Origin of the sequence: Proteus faecis (assembly GCF_030286765.1) — a bacterium.
Classification (GTDB): domain Bacteria; phylum Pseudomonadota; class Gammaproteobacteria; order Enterobacterales; family Enterobacteriaceae; genus Proteus; species Proteus faecis.
Window position 1 is genome coordinate 1 of record NZ_JASVWV010000040.1, and the last position, 3,112, is coordinate 3,112.

Below are 3,112 nucleotides of genomic sequence, written 5' to 3' on the forward strand. Positions count from 1 at the left end.
AGTATCTAAAGGTAATACTTCTGATGCAGTATCTAAAGGTAATACTTCTGATGCAGTATCTAAAGGTAATACTTCTGATGCAGTATCTAAAGGTAATACTTCTGATGCAGTATCTAAAGGTAATACTCCTGATGCAGTATTTAAAGATAATACTCCTGATGCAGTATCTAAAGATAATACTCCAGATGCAGTATTTAAAGATAATTATTCTAATGTAGTATCAAATAATTTCAATAACGAAGAAGTTACCAAACAAGGAAATAATTTTATTGAATTGGATTATTTAATTAAAGAATTGCAAAAATTAGCTAGTGATAATGATAATGATATTTTAAATGAAAATGCGAGTGTTGATCATAATACTGATAATACAAAAAATAAAACCATTGAAAGAGAAGAAAATAAACTCTCTGATAGTATTCCTAACTTAGAAAAAAAAGAAAATAAACTCCCTGATTGGATTACTAACTCAGGGAAAAAAGAGCTAAATACAAATCAAAAACTTTATTTTAAAACAGAGAAGACAAGAAGTTTTAAAAACTTATTGATCTTTTTTATTTCCCCATTTAAATTTATAAATAGATCATTATTACCTGTAAAAATAAATTTTAAAAATAAAGATGTAAATAAAGCATTACAAGAATTTAAATTTGACAATGCTTTAAATAATAAAGAAGTTTTTGAAAAATTTTCTAATAAATTAAATTTTTTAAATCAAACATTTACTGATAATGTTAATCAGGTAATAACTAAAAAAACAAATAGCAATAATAAAATAGATATTATGATTAAATATCAAACTTTAGAAAAGGCTTTGGAGTGTAAGCTTATTAATGATATTAAATTGATAAAAGATGAATTAAAAGCTGATTTAGCTAAGAATAAATTCCAAGAAAACTATTCTGATCTACCTAATAAAATAGTGAATGAATTAAATTCTATTTCTGGTTCAAATATAGATGAATTGTTTTCTTCTAATAAAATTGATGATATAAAAAAATTAATAAAAGAAAAAGTTAATAGTCATGATAATGGTGTAAAACTTGGAGCTTTTTTTGATAATATTGTTGATTCTATTTTTAATGAAAAAAATAAATTAGCAATGAATCAAAATTTCCATGGTCATTTAGAAGATGCTAAAAAAGAATTGTCTTTAAATATAACAAAAGAGTTATTTAACTACTTATCAAAAGATGAAGAATTTATTGGTGAAGAAAAGTCTATTTCTAAGGTAGACAACTTAATAAGAATGGTAAGTAAAGATATTTATAAAAATATGGGAGATCCAACAGAGAAAACAATAAACTCTCTCAATAATAGTTTTTATGAAAATATAAAGAAAAATGATAATGGAAATAATCTTTTTTCTCGATTATTTAAAAATTCAAGTAATAACATTAATTACAAGTGGGCACAGGATGCTATTATTTTATTAATTAGCTATGAAACTTTTGAAAATAAAGAAAATGTAACAACTTATTACCATAATCAAGGTGTAGTGGCAAAGGGGGGAAATGGTACTATTAATACACAGAGTACAGTTATAGAAAACAAACTAAAAGGTATTTTTAGTCGACTAGGGTTAAGTATTGATGATTTAGATAAATCGAAAGATGAAGTGCTTAGAAAATATTTTTCAAATTATTTTGAACATATATGATTCTTTTATTAAATCATTTTTTATTTGCATGGTTAATAATTAATTTGTATACAACTTATATAGGCGAATAATTTATGATTATTAAAAAAAATACATTTGAACCAAATATTTTATTTTTAAATAAACAAAATTCGTTTCCAAAAAAGGAATGTTATATTTTTACAAAAAATATAAGTGGGATAAAAAATACCCCTGTTGCACCTTCTTTTACCAAGAAGTTTATTCATGGGGTAATTTTTTTATTCCATAAAATAGAGATTTTCTTTCTTATAAAGGATATAAAGAATAATAAACTTTCTGATGTTGTTGATATAAAAAAACATAGTGAAGCCTTTGATAAAATAAATGTAATTGAAGATAAAACAATAATTAATAATCTAAATACTGTAAAAAATATAATTTCTCATGCAAATGATAAATTTGATTTTTATAGTTATTGTAACTATTTAAATGAAGTAAAAAGAGCTAAAGATTTTTTTTCATCACTCAATAATGAGGGAGATGAGGGGGGCAAAAATAAATTAATTGTCGATGTATTAAATGAAATTATAAAAAATCGAATAAATGCATTGGATGATAAAAGCATAAAAAATATTTTAAAATTAATATTTTTAAAATTTAAATTTGAAAATATTCATTTAAATGAAAAATATGATTTTATGAGTAACTTTTCAACGGAAAAAGAAAGGGGGGATTTTATAAAATTAATGAGTTTTTTACTTATAAGTATTGAAGAAGTTCAATTGTTTGATAAGTTTGATAATAATATAAAAAATGAAGTGAAAAATAAATTATCAGCTATTATGATGATAGCGCTTAATAAAAACAGTGATAGTGAATATTCCTTTGATAGCTTAATGCAAGAATGGAAAGAGAAATATTTTAATTTGATAAAAATAAATATGACTGAACATACAGATAAATCAGAACAGATAGATGCACAAGTACAGACAGATAAACAAGAACAGACAGATAAACCAGAACAGATAGATGTACAAGTACAGGCAGATTTATTTAATGATATAAATGAAGGAAATAATTTAGATTTTGAATGGAATGATGAAGATATTCATATAAATAATGGTGATAATAATAATTTATGCGGTGATATTTTAATCAAGGAAATAAATGAAATTAATTTTAATATGGATAAATTATCGAATAAAATAAATTATGAATTATTGAATGAAATAAATAGTAAATTATTGGATGAAATAAATTATGAATCATTGGGTGAAATAAATGATGACTTATTGGATAAAATATATAATAAATTATTAGGTGAAATAAATTATGAATTAGAATCTGAATTAGAATCTGAATTGGAATCTGAATTGGAATCTGAATTGGAATCTGAATTGGAATCTGAATTGGAATCTGAATTGGAATCTGAATTGGAATCTGAATTGGAATCTGAATTGGAATCTGAATTGGAATCTGAATTGGAATCTG

Annotated in this window: 2 protein-coding genes; both read left to right on the top strand. The window is 22.9% G+C overall.

What is annotated here, in order from left to right; translation table 11 throughout:
- Window positions 1–1,660: hypothetical protein (locus tag QSH13_RS18300; RefSeq protein ID WP_286039441.1), on the top strand; the 1,660-nt coding region annotated here is incomplete at its 5' end.
- 74 nt (window positions 1,661–1,734) lie between these two features.
- Window positions 1,735–3,112 (top strand): hypothetical protein (locus QSH13_RS18305; protein ID WP_286039442.1); only part of this gene is annotated, 1,378 nt, incomplete at its 3' end.